Here is a 15,522-nt window from a genome sequence, read left to right as displayed (position 1 = left end):
TCGCGCCACCCTGGCATTTCGAGAATTTCACGCCGCGCGTAGCGTATGTAAGGACAGAAACTTGTTCGCCGGCGATTGAGTTGCACTATAATGAGACGACGTTATCACACAAGCTAAGACCGTCTCCGTTTCCGCGCCGACAAGAACGGCAAACAATTTTTCAGCAACGCGAACAACCACTGTACCACGCCAACATGCACCGTTGCCTCGCTCGTCATTCCAGTTGGCACGGTCGCGGTGACGGTGAAAGACAATGCCGGCGCGCCGCAAGCGAGTGTGCCCGTCTACGCGTTCGATGGCGCGACCTACGCGGGCTACAGTGCGACGACAAACATTTAAGGCACGGCGACCCTCGTGATTCCGAACGGGAGTTACCGCTTCCGCGCGGACAAGAGCGGCAAGCAATATTTTAGCGGTGACACGAATCACTGTGCGATCCCAGGATGTGCGGCTGTGGTGATTACGCTCGCGCCGCCCACGCAGACGACGGTCATCAACTACACGTACGATCCGTTGTATCGTTTGACGCAAGCGCGCTCCACGGGCACTTACACTGACACGTTTGCGTACACCTACGACGCGGTGGGTAACCGCTTGACGCAGACCGCGAACGGCGCGGCGACGACCTATGCGTACGACAACGCCAACCGCTTGACGAGTGCGAACGGACAGGCGTATACTTGGGATGCGAACGGGAATTTGCTGAACGATGGTTTGCCCACGTACGCCTACGACCAAGCGAACCGCTTGAAGACCGCGACGCAAGGTGCGAACACATACACGTACGCCTACAACGGTGTCGGTGACCGCTTGTCGCAAACGATCAACGGCGTGCAGACGCGCTACGCACTTGACCCAGGTGCTGGCTTGACCCAGGTGTTGAGCGACGGGACGAATGCGTACCTGTACGGCAATGGACGCATTGCGCAATATCAAACGACGATGCAGTATTTTGGCGCGGATGCGTTGGGCAGTGTGCGGCAACTTTACAACAGCACAGGGCAGGTGATTGCTAATAACAAATTTCGCCGACGCGCAAACCACACGTTAACATGAGCAGAAACATACAACGGTCGCGCGGCAAGGTGACGACGGTAAACAGTTTGTCGAGAATGACATCTTCGACATCGCGCGGCAAGTGACGCCCTTGGCGAATCATGTGCCGTTTCGGCAAAACTGGGTTGAGTGGCGCAGACTCGAATTCAAACGGGAGGAAATGGTAGAGCGAGTGGATGGCGGCGAGACGGCGATCAATCGTGGCATTCGCATGACCCAGGGTCTGACTGTGTTCAATGAAGCGATCAATGTCGGTGACGGAAACCTGGGTCAATGGTTTGTTGAGCCAGGCGAAGAAAAGCTTGAGGTCACTCGTGTAGTGGATGTGGGTGGACGCGCGCGGGTTGCGGCGGCGCAACCATTTGCCGAAGCGTTCGACTTCGGGTAACATACGTGTGCCTCCTGGTGGTGAGATTTGAGCTGAGAACCTTGGCGGGTTTCAGACCAATCATACCACCAGGAGCACTCATTGGAACGCTCGTTCGATAGGAGGGCAACTTAATTTAAAGTAGGGTTACAGAACCGCCGCCTGCGAAATCAACCGCACCAAAAAAATGGTGGCAGTTCTGGAAGTAATCGGCGTCGCGCGGACACGCAAAGCCCGCCAACCGTCAAACAAAGTTGGCGGGCAAAAATGCTTGTGCGGGCAGCACCTCGACTTTTCGCTATGACTTTTTGTCGGTCAAATCTTTCAGCGTTTGACGGACTCGCTCAAGCGTTTTCACATTCACTTGTCCGAACGACTTGACGATGATGGATTGGGACAGCGTGTAGATTTTGTCCACACGTATTTTCGATGGGCGATTGAGACTGCCCGTCTCTAAATCCGCAGAGGTAATCGCGAAACTGTAATCCACTGACGCGGGGTTGGAAGTCATCGCGACAACAACAATGTCAGTACTCTTGCCGTTGTAGGCATCGTTGGATACGATGATAACTGGTCGCCGCTTTTGTGATGAAAGGTCGGTGAACGGAATCGGGATCAGGACAATCTCACCTTGCTTAGGCATTGTTCCAGTCCTCATCATCCCAGGGATTGTTCCAGAAATCAAGACGGCTCTCCGAAGCCAAGAGCAAGTCTTCAAAAGTATCGTCGGCTGGAAGAATGAAGATAATCAAATGTGCGCCAGCTGGGAACGGAACAGGTAATTCGATATGCCCGTTTTCTAGCACTTGCACGTCATACTTCAAGGCAGTTTGTTGCATCATCTAAATCACCTCCACCTACTTGCAACTTTCTGCGAATGATTATAACACAGAGCACTGTTGGAAACAAACGCACATTGAAAAAACTGCGCGAACGCGAAACACACGCACCCCGACAACGGCGGGGCGGCTGGCAATCGGAAGGTGCTTGCAATTCGTCCGCCGTTGTCGGGGTGCTACTGCGTTCAAGCGCGAGCGGCATCCCATCCAGTCGCGCACAGATTTGCGCAATGGATGCCTTGTTCGCATCCGTCAACTCAAAGTCGGGGCTTGCGGCACGCGCGCGCTCGGTGAACAATCGAATCGCTTCGAATTGCGCGAATGATTCGAGCGGCGGCAATTGGCGAACATTCGGAAGCGCGCGCGACGGCACGCGAAACGTGGTCTCGCCCGCAATGTTCAGTCCATCGCGGCTCGTCGCCAGAATTTTCAGATCGGGGCAATGGGTCAAAAGCGACTCAGCTAACTGTGCGCACGCGTGAATCAAATGCTCGCAGTATCCAACACGAGGAGTAGGTTTTTCTCGCGGAGGAAATTCTTGAGGAGGTCAATCGGCATGGGGGACGCGCGTTCGCGATCTCTTTCGCGCGACCGATGAAACGGGTCAACAGAATAGGCAAACTACTAATCGGCACGCTTTGCCCCCTAGGTCTGTCGCGCGATGCGTGACAGTATTATGCTTGGCGTAGTCGCATCTGCGCGAGCGCGTCCTGGCACGCGCGGCGAATCACATCAGTTCGTTCCGTCTGCGCGAGTTCGACGAGGAGCGGCTCGAACGCGCGGTCGCCGAGTTGACCGAGCGCGAGCACACAATCCCAGCGCACAAAAATCGCGTGCTCGCGCGCGAGCGCATCGGCAAGATCGCGCGCCGCGGTCGGCTCGCCCAAGTTGCCGAGCGCGATCGCGCACACATGGCGCACGCCGGGATCAACATCGTGCCACAACGCTTCGACGAGCGGAGACACAACCATGCGCGTACCGATTTTGCCGAGCGCAACCGCGGCTTGTTGCCGCACCAACGCGACGCGCTCGTGATGCAGAACGTGCCATAACGGTTCGAGCGCGGCAAGCTCGCGCCGCCGCCGCAAGGCGTACGCGGCAGACCAGCGCGTGGTCGAATCCGCGCCGCGCAACAATTGCTCGACGATGAAATCGAATGAGCGATGCCGCATCGTCCGCGGTACCGGCAGTTTCACATCGTCCCGCACCACTGCCGTAAACGCGCGCGGACGAAATGGGGCGAGCCATCGCCGCACGAAACCTGGCTCGGCGCGAACCGATTCGTTGACGAAATTCGCTGGGCGATGTCGCGCGCAATAACCGGTCCCATTCATGGGCAACGCCGCGCAACGGCGACGTTCGTCGGTCAATCCTAAACAACGCGTCATTTGCATTTCGGAAATCCGTGCGCGGATGATACCACACGCGTCCATTCGTTGCAATGCGTCAAGTTGATTTCTCAAAGAGATATGCTATACTTGGCGCAACCAACATCCAACTTGATCATTCAAAGGGGAAGCAAGAGGATGTCTCAACTCCACGCCCGGCTCTGTCAAATCAATCATTTATCGCGATAAACCAAAGCACCTTTCGTGTGCCCTGAATGCACGCGGCACGATAGGTGCTTTAACTTTTCCAAAACCCAATCCAGAGGAGGAGGATCGTGTTCGATTTTCTCAAGGGCGGCAAGGCTTACCAGACCATCACGCTCGCGCGCCCGCAGGCAACGTTTTCTTTCGGCGAGACGGTCCACGGCACACTCACCGTCGAAAGTCAAAACGAAATCAAATTCCAAGAAGGGCGCATCGCGTTGGTCTGCAAAGAAGAATATCAATATCGGTACGAAAGTCGCTCGACCGACTCGGATGGGAATACCGAAACGAGCGAGGAGACTTTGTGGACCTCGGAAGAAAAGCCAGTTGCCACGGTCGTGTTGCTCAAAGCCGGCACGCTGCGCGCGAACACGAAACAGACTTTCGAATTTGATTTGGCGATTCCAACGAACGCGCCGCCGACGATGTCGGATGGGCGAATCCTCCGGCTCAAGTGGTTGGTGCGCGCGACGCTTGACCGCAAGATGGCTTCGGACTTGAACGAAGAGGTCGAGATTCTCGTCGCGGCAAAACCGAATCAACCCAATACTGCCGGCGAGTTTGGCTACTCGAATGAATCGAACGAGGCGGAACTCGCGCTCGCGTTGCCTGGACATCACTGGGCGATGGGCGCAACGGTCGCCGGCACGTTCATCGTGCGCCCGCAGAAAAATTTCGACGTGACCCAAGTCCGCATCCAAGCCATCCGCAAAGAATTTGTTCCGCGCGACCAGGGCAACACGTTCGTCGAAGAAGCCACGATCAAGCTCGCTGGCGCAACGAAACTCGCGGCGGGGCAAACACTGACGTATCCTTTTCAAATCACACTTCCCACTCCACGCCCGCCTACGGGACACACCGCGCATGGCGAAGTGAGTTGGGCGATCAAAGGAGTTTTGGCGCGGCGTCTGCGCGGGGATACGACGGTAGACGAGACCATCTGGGTCTATAACTTTCTGCCCGCGCAATAACGATTAGCTCTCAATAATCACGACATCGTGCGCGTTTTATCTTAAATTTCTAACCGGGGAAGTACTCACGACATCGTGCGCGATTTCGACGAAAGGCTGGTAGCAGGGTACACACGGATTCCTTCAAACGGAACTGGCGGGTCTTGAGCAACCGCCAATCCGCATCGGTATCTGCTTGATGCCAAATCGTCAGGGTTTGCTTGGCCGTGTTGATCGTGGTGCGTACGTATTCGCCCATCCATTTTTTACCCACGTCCCAGGTTTCGTTTAACAACTCAATCTGTCCAGCAGGTTCCACTTTGCGCATGAAATGCAACCGCCCTGCGGTAATCGGCAAGCGGCCCTCAGGAATCAGGCACGCGAGGGCGAGCGTCAATCGTACCACGTGCGCGCCGCGTCGCATCTCGGCGGGAGTCCGCCCATCCAAGATGGGTGGTTCATAGATCGTGTGATACCAGCGTTCAAAGATCGGCGCTTCGGCTTGAACATGTTTACAATTGCGGAACTCTTGTTTGTCCCAGAACCCGCCCGTCCATAAACTGTGAAAGGTCTCAATTTGGTAGTTGCGCTCGGCTTCGTAATACGGCGTGAAGAATGGCTCGATGCCGCAAAACAAACATAACCGGACGACCCGACCCAGGATATGCGGATGCGTATGCCCACCGCAGAAGGCGCCTTCATTATCCAATTGCTCTATCTGCGGAAGCCCTAACTTGCTCCACGTTGCTACGAGATGCTCGCAGATGATCGGACTCGATTTGGTGAGATGCTGGGACAGAGAGACCGCATGACTGTAGTGGTCAATCGTGTGCAAGTTCTCGATTTTTTCGCCGCCGCGAATATGCCGCGTGATGATGTCGGTCGCATGAATCGCGTTGACCTCCCAGGCGATGGGCCACGGATAATACGCCGAGTCGCTACCGTTCCCGATAGGATGCGTCAGTCCATGTGTTTGCAAGATGCGTTGAATCGTGGCGAGACTGGGCGGCGGAATGCCCAAGGTCTCGAGACGCGCCTGAATCACGCGCGGTCCGATCAATCCGTATTTTGTTTCCAAGGTTGCGGCGGCTTCGAATGTTTTTCGCACGGAAACAACGGCGCACACAACTGCGTCGGGAATTTGGTGTGGTGAATGGTGCGGCGCACGCGAGCGATCCGCAAAATCGATCCGAGGATCCTGTTCAAATTCCGCTCGCCATTTGTCGAACCAACGGCGACTTTGACCGAGATCGGCACAAATATCACGACGGGATTCGCCTGCCAAGTGACGCCGGATGGCTTCGCGTCGCACGGCTTGTTCGGTGTGCAATTTGTCCATATCTCCTCCTTGTGGGAGGAATTATGTGCAAATCGCGCACGATGTCGTGAGTACATTCGGTTGTTAGAGTGCGTATGATGTCGTGAGTACAAAACAGCGCACGATGTCGTGATTATGGAGAATTAGCGCAAAGGAAGAATCGCTTTGGTCATTCAAACTCTGGTCAAGCCCGGCGAATATCGCGATTCGGTCGCGTTGATGTTGCTCGCGCGCGAGGTGGGCGCGCTGCCCGGCGTAAATGATGTCTCGGTCGTGATGGGCACGCCGGCAAACAAAGCCGTTCTGCAACATGCCGGTCTGCTGACGAAGGATGCCGACGCGGCATCGCCGAACGATTTGCTGATCGCGGTGCAAGCGCAAGACGATGCGGCGGCGCGCGCCGCGCTCGCTCAGGCGCAAGCACTGCTCGCGCAAAAAGCCGCGTCGTCGTCAGCGCAAGGCGCAGCGCGACCCAGGACGATACGCGGCGCGATTCGCGCGACACCCGGCGCGAACGTCGCGGTTGTTGCCGTCGCGGGACAGTACGCGGCGGCGCAGGCATGGGACGCGTTGCGCGCCGGTTTGGACGTGTTGCTCTTCAGCGATCACGTTTCACTCGAAGATGAAATCACGCTCAAAGAGTACGCGCGCGAACATGGCTTGTTGTTGATGGGACCAGGCGCGGGCACCGCGCTGCTCGACGGCGTCGGGCTGGGTTTTGCGAACGCCGTACCGCGCGGCGATATTGGGATCGTCGCGGCGGCGGGCACGGGACTGCAAGAAGTGAGCACGCTCATCGCCAAAGCCGGGCTGGGCATCACGCAAGGCATCGGCGTCGGCGGACGCGATGTGAGCGAACAAGTCGGCGGCATCATGTTGCTCGAAGGACTGAAGCGACTCCAAGCCGACCCAGACACGCGCGTGATTGTGGTCGTCTCGAAATTGCCTTCGCGAGTAGTCGCGGAAAAAATCGTGACCCAGGTCGCACAATCGTCCAAGCCGACAGTGCTGGCGCTGATGACGACTTTCGACTTTCGACTTTCGATTTCTGAATTCGAAATTCGAAAGTCGGAAGTCGCATTTGATTTACGCGAAGCGGCAACGATAGCAATTGCGTTATCGCGCGGCGAGAGCGTGGACGCAACACGCAAGAAACTCGCGGCAGAAGATCGCGCGCTCGCACTCAAGGCGCGCGCGTTGCGGCGCAAGTTGAACGCGCGGCAAAAATTCGCGCGCGGGTTGTACTCCGGCGGGACACTGTGCGAGGAAACGATGCGAATTTGGCAAGCGACGCTCGGCGGCATTTGGTCGAACGCGCCGCTCGATCCCAGGTTTCAATTGCCCGACTCGAACGCGAGCAAAGCGCACAGCGTCATTGATCTCGGCGAAGAAGAATTCACGATCGGTCGCCCGCACCCGATGATTGACAACACGCTTCGTGTTAAACGCATTTTGCAAGAAGCACGCGATCCGCGCGTTGCCATTATCGCGCTCGATGTCGTCATCGGCTATGGCGCGCATCCCGACCCAGCCTCCGAACTAGGCGCGGCGATCCGCGAGGCGAAGCACATCGCAGCGAAGAAAAAACGCGAATTGATTTTTGTCGCGTCCGTCACGGGCACAGAAAACGATCCGCAGAATTTATCGCGGCAAACGGACGCGTTGAAAAAAGCCGGGGCGATTGTGTTGAAGAGCAATGCGGCGGTTGCCAAGTTGGTTAGTTGGGTGGTTGGGTAGTTTGATAGTTGGGTGGTTGGATCGTTGAATCGTTGGATGGTTGGATCGTTGAATCGTTGGATGGTTGAACCCCGACGGTCAAACCAATCAAGTTGTGGAGAGTGAACTGTGGACGACATTACGAACGGACGACATTTTCTAAAATCAGACCGGTGGGTCGAATTTCGTGGAGCCAAGACGGATCAGAAAAGCGGTGTGCCATTTCCGCCGTTGGAAAAACCGTACTCCGCGAACGCGAAACTGATTGACCTGCTCGCGCCCGATCAGTTCACGCTCGGCAAGATTACACTGATTGACGCGATCAATCAACGCAAGAGTCGTCGCAAATTCAGCGATGAATTCCTCACGCTTGACGAACTCGCGTTTTTGTTGTGGACAACCCAGGGCGTCAAAGAAATTGTCAAGGACGGCTTTGCGACGAAACGCACCGTGCCATCCGGCGGCGCGCGGCATTCGTTCGAAACGTACTTGTGCGTCGAGCGCGTCACCGGACTCGCGCCGGGAATGTATCGTTATCTGCCTATCGAACACAAGTTGATTCTTTTGCGTGACGATCCTGGGTTGTACCAAAAAGCGAACGAAGCGACGAACGAGCAGAATTACAACGGTGCGGTGATTTTCATCTGGACGACGATTCCGTACCGCACCGAGTGGCGTTATAGTTTTGTCGCGTCCAAGCTCATCGCGATTGACGCGGGGCACGTGTGCCAAAATTTGTATCTCGCGTGCGAGGCGATTGGTTGTGGGACGTGCGCCATCGGTGCGTACCATCAAGAAAAGATGGACGCGTTTCTCGGTGTGGATGGCAAGGACGAGTTCACGATCTATTGCGCGCCAGTTGGCAAAGTGCAATAGTGCGAAAGTTCGTTAGTGCGATAGTTGAATACTATCGCACCATTGCACTATCGCACTTGAGGATTGAATGACAACCACATTGAAAGTAATCAACATCGGTTTACAAACTTTTGCCGAGAGCATTCGCGCGCAAGGCGTCGAGGTCGTGGACGTGGATTTTCGTCCGTCGCCGTACGACGCGCCGCGACTCTCCTTCACAAAAACCGGGATTGACATCGAAGCCGCGAACGCGGAAGCGGTGCGCCGCATCGCGTCCGGCAAAGCGGTGCTCGTCGGACTCGGCATCGCGCGCGACGTCGTCCCAGGCATGCGCGAGAAAATGATTCTGCATGCGGGTCCACCGATTGGCTGGGATCGCATGTGCGGTCCGGTGCGCGGCGCGGTCATCGGCGCGTGTTTGTACGAGGGCTGGGCGCAATCGCCGGACGAGGCATCCCAGCTTGCGGCGAGCGGTGCGCTCACCTTCGAGCCGTGTCATCATCATCACGCGGTCGGACCGATGGCGGGCGTCGTGTCGCCTTCGATGCCAGTGTGGATCATCGAGAACGCCGCGCGCGAAGCGAATAGTCGCGCGTTCTGCACGCTCAACGAAGGACTGGGCAAGGTCTTGCGCTTTGGCGCGTTCGCACCCGAAGTCATCGCGAAATTAAAATGGATGGAAACCGTTTTGTATCCCGCGCTCGATCAAGCCGTGCGTTCGATTGACGGTGGCATTGACATCAAGAACTTGATCGCGCAGGCGTTGTACATGGGCGACGAATGCCACAATCGCAACAAAGCCGGCACGTCCTTGTTCTTGCGCACGATTGCGCCCGCGCTCGCCCGCACGTGCGATGATCGCGAAACCATCGCGCGTATCATCGCGTTCATTGATTCGAACGATCACTTTTTCCTCAATCTATCGATGCCTGCTGCAAAAGCGTTGACCGAACCCGCCGAAGCAATCCCAGGTTCAACAATCGTTACGACGATGGCGCGCAACGGAACTGATTTTGGCATTCGCATCGCGGGCATGCCGGGAAAGTGGTTCACCGCACCGGCGGGGCAAGTCAAGGGGTTGTACTTTCCGGGATTCTCGGAAGCCGACGCGAACCCGGACATGGGCGACAGCACGATCACGGAAACGGCTGGCTTTGGCGGCATGGCGATGGCGGGCGCGCCGGCGATTGTGAAATTCGTCGGCGGCGTGCCGCAAGACGCAATTGACGCGACGCTCGAAATGTACGATATTTGCGCGAGCGAGCACGACACGTTCCTGATCCCCGCGCTCAACTTTCGCGGCGCGCCGCTCGGCATTGACGTGCGCCGTGTCGTCGAGACCGGCATCGCGCCGCGCCTCAACACCGGCATCGCGCACAAAGAACCTGGGATCGGGCAAGTCGGCGCAGGTTTGTTGCGCGCGCCGATGGATTGTTTCGTGCAAGCGTTTGAGATAGTGCGTAATTGGTAATTGGTAAATGGACCTTTCATCGTTGATTCGCTTTTTGGGCGAGACGCTCGGCGCGGTCATCACCGAGCAAGAATCCCCCGCGATCTTTGAAACCGAAGAGCGCATCCGCGCGCTCGCCAAAGCGCGCCGCGCCGACGACGCGGTCGCCGCGACGCAACTCGCCGCCGCGGTTGCCGCGCTGACGCCGGATTCCGCGCGCGCGGTCGCGTCCGCATTCACGCTGTACTTTGATCTCGCGAATCTCGCCGAAGAAGCCGCGCGCGTGCACGCCCTCCGCGCGCGCGAACGCGAACTCGATCCCGCGCCGATCGGCGAATCCATCGCGGACGCGATTGGCGCGCTCGTACGCGCGGGTGTGACCCAGGATCAGATGGCGGATTTGTTGCGCCGTTTGAAAATCGAACTCGTCTTGACCGCGCATCCGACCGAAGCGAAACGCCGCACGATCCTTTCTAAAATTGATCGCCTGTCGCAAGCGGTACGGTCGTTGTACGAAACCGATCCACTGCCGCGCGAACGCGCCGACATCAACAACGCGATTGCCGACGAGATTACCGGGCTGTGGCTCACGCGCCGCGCGCGCACCGAACGCCCCAGCGTGACCGATGAAATTCGCACCGGCTTGTATTTTGTGGACCGCATATTCTGGGACGCACTGCCGCGCATGGATGCCGATCTCGAACGCGCACTCGCGCAACACTATCCTGGGTTGGACGCGCCGGCAACCTGGCTCACGATCGGTTCGTGGATGGGCGGCGACCGCGATGGCAATCCGAACGTCACGACGCCGGTCACCGCCGAAACGTTGCGTCTGCGTCGCGGTCTCGCGATCGAAAAACATCGCGCGGCATTGCAAGACCTGGCGCGGCGCATCACCGTGGACGCGCAACGCGTCGCGATGCCACCTGCACTCGCCGCATGGCTCACCGCGCGCCGACCCTTTCCGCAACACGCCGCGTTCGTCGAGACGCGTTACGCGAACGAACCGTACCGTTTGATCTTGTCACTCCTCGCGTTGGATTTGGAAGAGGCGTCGCGCGGCGATATGGCAGCGCGTTTGCTAGACGATCAACCGCACGCGGCGCGGCTTCACCTGAACGATTTGACGCAACCGCTCGATCTCATCATGCGCGCGTTGCCGCCGCGCCTCGCGCGCGATCAAATCAAAACGGTGCGCCGCCAACTCGACATCTTTGGCTTGCATGCGATGCGGCTCGACTTGCGCGAAGAATCCACGCGGCTCAACGCGACGGTCGGCGAAATTTTGCGCGCGTTGAAAATCGCGCCGACGTTCGAGCAGGACGACGACGCGACGCGCGCGGAAATTCTCACGCGGCTTTTGCGCGAACAACCCGAACGCCCGGCAACGCTCGCGAAAAATCCTGGCGTCACCGCCGATACGTCCGAGACCTGGTCGCTCTTGCGTTTGATCGCGCGCGCGCAACAAATTTACGGACGCGAATTGTTCGGCGCGTTCATCATCTCGATGACGCACGACGTCGCGGATGTGCTCGCCGTGTTGTTGCTCGCGCAGTGGGCAGGGTGCGCGCACAGTTTGCCCATCGCGCCGCTCTTTGAAACGCTCGCCGATCTGCAAGCCGCGCCCAACATTCTCGCCGATCTGTTCGCGCGCGACGTGTATCGCGCGCATCTCGCAACATGCGGCAACGAACAGATGGTGATGATCGGATATTCCGACAGCAACAAGGACGGCGGATTTCTCGCGGCGAACTGGGCATTGTACGAGGCGCAAGAAAATATCGCGCACACGTGTCGCGCGCACGGCGTCGAGTTGATGTTGTTTCACGGGCGCGGCGGAACGGTCGCGCGCGGCGGCGGTCCGGCGAATCGCGCGATTCGCGCGCAACCAAACGGCACGGTGAATGGTCGCTTTCGTTTGACCGAGCAAGGCGAAACGATTGCGTCGCGGTATGCCGATCCCGATCTCGCGCATCGGCACCTGGAACAAATCGCGAGCGCGGTGATTTTGGCGAGTATGCCGCAAACGTCCGCGCACACGGTGCGCCCGGCGTGGCGCGACGCGCTGGCGCAGATGGCACGCGGCGCGCAAACGACGTACCGCGCGTTGGTGTACGACACACCGGGTTTTCCCGAGTACTGGCGCGCGGCGACGCCGCTCGAAGAAATCGCGGATTTGTCCATCGGTTCGCGTCCCGCATCGCGGCGCGGTCCGGCGACGACGCTGCAACAGATTCGCGCGATCCCCTGGGTCTTTTCGTGGATGCAAGCGCGTTTCAATTTGCCGAGTTGGTACGGGCTGGGTTCCGCGCTCGCGACGCAACCGCTCGCGTTGTTGCAAGAGATGCACGGCGAGTGGAATTTTCTGCGTGCCCTGCTCGACAATGCCGAGATGTCGTTGCTCAAGGCAGACATGGACATCGCCGCGCTCTATTCGGCGCTCGTGCCGGATCGAAAATTAGCTGACGATATATTCGCGCGCATCTGCGCCGAGTACGCGCGCACGCGCGAGATGGTGCTTGCAATCACCGGGCATCGCGAGTTGATGGATGCGGACGCGGTGATTCAAACGTCGGTGCATTTGCGAAATCCGTACGTGGACCCGTTGAACTATATTCAAATCGAAATGTTGCGCCGCTTGCGCGCATTGCCGGATCGCACGAATGGCGAAGCGCAAACGTTGCGGCAGGTGATTCAGATTACGATCAACGGGATTGCGGCGGGATTGAGGAATACGGGTTGATGGCGGATGGCGAATGGCATATTGCGGATGGCGTGATGCGTGATGCGTAAATCGTAAAATGTGATGCGAATTGCGCGAGAGGTGAGCGATGAATAAACTTCACAAGGAAATTTTTTCAGCGATTGAACAGCGCGCCAAGGAAACGAATACGCCGTCGCAACACGGCAATCGGTACGTCGGCACATCGAAGCCGATGTTCTCGATTCGCGCGGCGATGGTCGGCGAAATGTTTCGCGAGTTCAAAAAGCGGCACACCGATTTATCGCAAGCCGAATTTGTCGCGTTGTTGGATTCGCTCGCGCGCGGCAAAACGTACAACGAATTTATCGCGGTCGGCGTTTTGCTCGGCGCGTATCCCGATTTGCGCGCCGCTCTCGATCCGCGCGACCTGGATCGCTGGCTGGAACGCGCGCAGGGCTGGGCAGAAGTGGATGTGTTCTGCAACAACTTTGGCGCGGACGAAATGTTGAACAATTGGAAAACGTGGAAGAGCGTGTTGACCGCGTTCACGCGCGATGCGAACGTTCACAAACGTCGCGCGAGTTTGGTTTTACTCGTCGTGCCGGTGCGCGAGTCGGACGATGCGCGTTTGGCGAAACTTGCGTTGGCGAATGTGGACAAGCTCAAGCACGAGAAGGACATTCTCATCACCAAAGCCGTGTCGTGGATTTTGCGCTCGCTCATCAAACATCATCGCGCGGAGGTGGAAGCGTACTTGGCGGCGAACGCGGATACTCTGCCGAAAATTGCGATTCGTGAGACGCGGGTCAAGTTGGAGACGGGGACGAAGGCGGGGAAGACGAGAAGCGTAAAACGTGATGCGTGATGCGTTGTGCGTGGCGCGTGATTTGCGTCAAGTTTGGGTAAGGAGGAAAAATGGGCGACGCAGAAAAGAAATCCAAAAACCTCTGGACTGACTTGAAAGACTTGCTTGAGAACGCAAACAAACTTGCCGGTTTTGTGGCGATGGTGGTTGCGGCAATTACGTTCGCTTCAGGCAATCGGCTTGTTTCGTACCTTTTCATTTTGATAGCGTGTGTTTCAATTGATTTTTTTCTGTGGCGACTCTTTACCAAACCAATTGTCCCCAAAAGTAACCTACTTATTGTCAGCCACGGACAAAGCAAAACTGTTTCCGTTGACGCTAAACCGCCAATACAACGCCAAGCAAAAGCTTTGTTGTTGATTGCCCTCCTTTCAATCGCTAGCTTGACCTGGATTGGCTACAATGTATGGCAAGATTATGGAAATTGGCAAACCGACACACTTAAAGCCCATGGATATGTTGCACCAACGGCAATTCCGAATGAATTGCTTGTTCTCCTCGCAGACTTTGAACCACGCGGCACAAAAAAATACAGCGTAGAAGAGCGAATACAAACGCAACTAACAATAGCAATCAAAGACGCCAATATTCCCAACGCGCGAATTGCTAGGATGCCAACAGTGAAGACCGAGAGCGATGCTCGCCGAATTGGAACGCTTCACCAAGCCGTGTTTGTGATTTGGGGGTGGTACGATGATGCAGGTTTCAATTCCAAATTTACTATCATTCGCGAGAACAAACAGCCACTACAACAAGCAGAATTAAAAGAGATTCCTGCTGAGCTACGTGATTTTAATTTGTATATTCGTGAGGGATTACCTTCACAGATGTCCTATTTTGCGACCTTTACTATTGGACAACTGTACTATTGGGATAAGCAGTACGATGAATCAATACTTGCTTTTGAAGTGGCACTCGCGAATATTGAACAGAGCAGTAAGGTAAATGGTATTGTGCCGGTTAATGGGATCAGTACCTTGTATTTTTATCGTGGTCGAATTCAACAGACTCAAAAGATGAATCTTGATCAAGCCATTACGGACTACACCAAGGCAATTGAGTTTGATCCGAACTTGGTCGGACCCTACAACAATCGTGGCAATGCCTATACAAATAAAGGTAACTTTGACCAAGCCATCGCGGATTTCACCAAGGCGATTGAGCTTGATCCGAAGAATGCCCTCTTCTGGTACAATCGCGGCACTACTTATAAGGATAAAGGTAACTTAGATAAGGCGATTGCGGATTACACCAAAGCGATTGAACTTGCCCCCAAGTATGCAGGTTTCTACAACAACCGCGGCAATGCCTATACAGATAAAGGTAACTTTGACCAAGCCATCGCGGATTTCACCAAGGCGATTGAGCTTGATCCGAAGAATGCCCTCTTCTGGTACAATCGCGGCACTGCCTATTCCAACCAGGGCAACCTCGACCAAGCCATTGCCGATTCCACCAAGGCGATTGAACTTGACCCCATGTATGCAGGTGCCTACAACAATCGCGGCAATGCCCATTCCGCCAAAGGCAACCTCGACCAAGCCATCGCGGATTACACCAAGGCGATTGAACTTGATCCAAAAGGTGCAACTGCCTACTCCAATCGTGGCAATGTCTACCTCCATGATGGCAATCTTGACCAAGCCATCGCGGATTACACCAAAGCAATTGAACTCAACCCGAAATATGCGCCTGCCTACTACAACCGCGGCAATGCCTATACAGATAAAGGTAACTTTGACCAAGCCATCGCGGATTACACCAAAGCGATTGAACTTGCCCCCAAGTATGCTAACGCCTACTACAATCG

Annotated in this window: 14 protein-coding genes; 8 read left to right on the top strand and 6 right to left on the bottom strand. The window is 56.4% G+C overall.

The window, feature by feature from the left end:
• Positions 1–354: 354 nt before the first annotated feature.
• Positions 355–1,056, top strand: coding sequence for a hypothetical protein (locus HY868_18900; GenBank protein ID MBI5304208.1), 702 nt, complete (start codon positions 355–357; stop codon positions 1,054–1,056).
• Here HY868_18900 and HY868_18895 read toward each other — a convergent pair.
• From HY868_18895 to HY868_18875, 5 genes are all read right to left on the bottom strand, one after another.
• Positions 1,013–1,447 (bottom strand): site-specific integrase, encoded by a 435-nt coding sequence (locus HY868_18895; GenBank protein MBI5304207.1) that lies wholly within the window; start codon positions 1,445–1,447, stop codon positions 1,013–1,015. The two genes, HY868_18900 and HY868_18895, sit on opposite strands and share 44 nt — an antisense overlap.
• Before the next feature lie 274 nt (positions 1,448–1,721).
• A complete protein-coding gene (locus HY868_18890; protein ID MBI5304206.1) occupies positions 1,722–2,066 on the bottom strand; it encodes a type II toxin-antitoxin system PemK/MazF family toxin in 345 nt (114 codons plus the stop codon).
• Positions 2,059–2,265 carry a hypothetical protein gene (locus tag HY868_18885; protein MBI5304205.1) on the bottom strand — a complete coding sequence of 69 codons (207 nt, stop codon included), beginning with the start codon at positions 2,263–2,265 and terminating at the stop codon, positions 2,059–2,061. The genes HY868_18890 and HY868_18885 overlap by 8 nt, the downstream gene beginning before the upstream one ends.
• Positions 2,237–2,713, bottom strand: a complete 477-nt coding sequence (locus tag HY868_18880) for a hypothetical protein (protein MBI5304204.1) — start codon at positions 2,711–2,713, stop codon at positions 2,237–2,239. The genes HY868_18885 and HY868_18880 overlap by 29 nt, the downstream gene beginning before the upstream one ends.
• 223 nt (positions 2,714–2,936) lie before the next feature.
• Positions 2,937–3,650, bottom strand: coding sequence for a HEAT repeat domain-containing protein (locus HY868_18875; GenBank protein ID MBI5304203.1), 714 nt, complete (start codon positions 3,648–3,650; stop codon positions 2,937–2,939).
• A 275-nt stretch (positions 3,651–3,925) separates the two neighbouring features.
• Between HY868_18875 and HY868_18870 the strand changes: the two genes are divergently transcribed.
• The gene (locus HY868_18870; protein ID MBI5304202.1) at positions 3,926–4,825 is read left to right on the top strand and encodes a sporulation protein; all 900 of its coding nucleotides are present in this window, start codon (positions 3,926–3,928) and stop codon (positions 4,823–4,825) included.
• A 49-nt stretch (positions 4,826–4,874) separates the two neighbouring features.
• Here HY868_18870 and HY868_18865 read toward each other — a convergent pair whose 3' ends face one another.
• A complete protein-coding gene (locus HY868_18865) occupies positions 4,875–6,143 on the bottom strand; it encodes a helix-turn-helix domain containing protein (protein ID MBI5304201.1) in 1,269 nt (422 codons plus the stop codon).
• Positions 6,144–6,287: 144 nt separating this feature from the next.
• Between HY868_18865 and fdrA the strand changes: the two genes are divergently transcribed.
• The 6 genes from fdrA to HY868_18835 all read left to right on the top strand — a co-directional run.
• Positions 6,288–7,859, top strand: a complete 1,572-nt coding sequence (gene fdrA / locus HY868_18860; GenBank protein MBI5304200.1) for an acyl-CoA synthetase FdrA — start codon at positions 6,288–6,290, stop codon at positions 7,857–7,859.
• A 108-nt stretch (positions 7,860–7,967) separates the two neighbouring features.
• Complete coding sequence (locus HY868_18855; protein ID MBI5304199.1) at positions 7,968–8,714, top strand: SagB/ThcOx family dehydrogenase; 747 nt, start codon at positions 7,968–7,970, stop codon at positions 8,712–8,714.
• Positions 8,715–8,781: 67 nt separating this feature from the next.
• The gene (locus tag HY868_18850; GenBank protein ID MBI5304198.1) at positions 8,782–10,164 is read left to right on the top strand and encodes a DUF1116 domain-containing protein; all 1,383 of its coding nucleotides are present in this window, start codon (positions 8,782–8,784) and stop codon (positions 10,162–10,164) included.
• A gap of 7 nt (positions 10,165–10,171) precedes the next feature.
• Positions 10,172–12,886, top strand: coding sequence for a phosphoenolpyruvate carboxylase (ppc, locus tag HY868_18845; GenBank protein ID MBI5304197.1), 2,715 nt, complete (start codon positions 10,172–10,174; stop codon positions 12,884–12,886).
• 88 nt (positions 12,887–12,974) lie between these two features.
• Positions 12,975–13,712, top strand: coding sequence for a DNA alkylation repair protein (locus HY868_18840; GenBank protein MBI5304196.1), 738 nt, complete (start codon positions 12,975–12,977; stop codon positions 13,710–13,712).
• A gap of 50 nt (positions 13,713–13,762) precedes the next feature.
• Positions 13,763–15,522, top strand: a 1,760-nt coding sequence (locus tag HY868_18835; GenBank protein ID MBI5304195.1) for a tetratricopeptide repeat protein, incomplete at its 3' end; no start/stop codon positions are given.

This window comes from Chloroflexota bacterium, assembly GCA_016219275.1.
In the GTDB taxonomy this organism is placed as follows: domain Bacteria; phylum Chloroflexota; class Anaerolineae; order UBA4142; family UBA4142; genus JACRBM01.
This window is presented reverse-complemented; position numbering and strand designations above follow the sequence as displayed.